The organism is Streptomyces minutiscleroticus, assembly GCF_014650875.1.
GTDB classification, from domain to species: domain Bacteria; phylum Actinomycetota; class Actinomycetes; order Streptomycetales; family Streptomycetaceae; genus Streptomyces; species Streptomyces minutiscleroticus.
Genome location: NZ_BMVU01000250.1, coordinates 1 through 647, shown reverse-complemented (window position 1 = coordinate 647; position 647 = coordinate 1). Strand labels below are relative to the sequence as shown.

The 647-nt window shown below is 35.2% G+C and carries 1 pseudogene; it reads right to left on the bottom strand.

Features of this window, described 5'->3' with window-relative positions:
* Positions 1-78: 78 nt before the first annotated feature.
* Positions 79-647: pseudogene (gene cagN, locus IE271_RS44595) on the bottom strand (cag pathogenicity island type IV secretion system protein CagN); the annotation flags it as partial.

Genomic DNA, 647 nt, shown 5'->3' with positions numbered 1-647 from the left:
TCTGAGACGACAGGCTATGATTTCTAACCTTTGGGATTTGTTTCTCTAGTTGTTTTTTTGAGCTAATAATTTTGATCGCTATTTTTTTCCATGAGCGATGCTTTGTTCTATTTGATTAATGACGCTATTGGGCAGTTCAGATTTAGAGCGATTGTTTGAGAATGCTGCATCTTTTGCTTCATTTTCTTTTGCATCAGTAGCTCCAAACTCACTTGCATTTGTAGTATCTTGGTGGTTGTTTTCTTGCTCCATTTCTTTTTTTCTCTTCTCACAAATAGCGCATGAAGCTATAAGAAAGGTTCTATTGTTGCTGTTATTAAGAGCGAGTTTTAAACCACTCAAGTGTTGTCTAGAAAACTTGTTATTTTCTGTCTCTATTTCTTGAATTTTTTCTAATAAGGGGGCAAGAATCTTTTGATCCTTGATGCCTTTGATCAAACACTTTCTTAACCCATCGTAATCGTTGCTTGAAATAATACACTCATTGATAATGATTTCAATTTCAGGTGTTCTCCATTCATTAGGCACAAGCGGAGCAGCAGGTTTCACAAAAGCTTCATTCACCTTATTGATCATCTCATCAAAGTTATCATCTTTATTGGATTTGGTTTCAGTGGAAGAATTGCTATTAGGGTTGTCATTCAAAG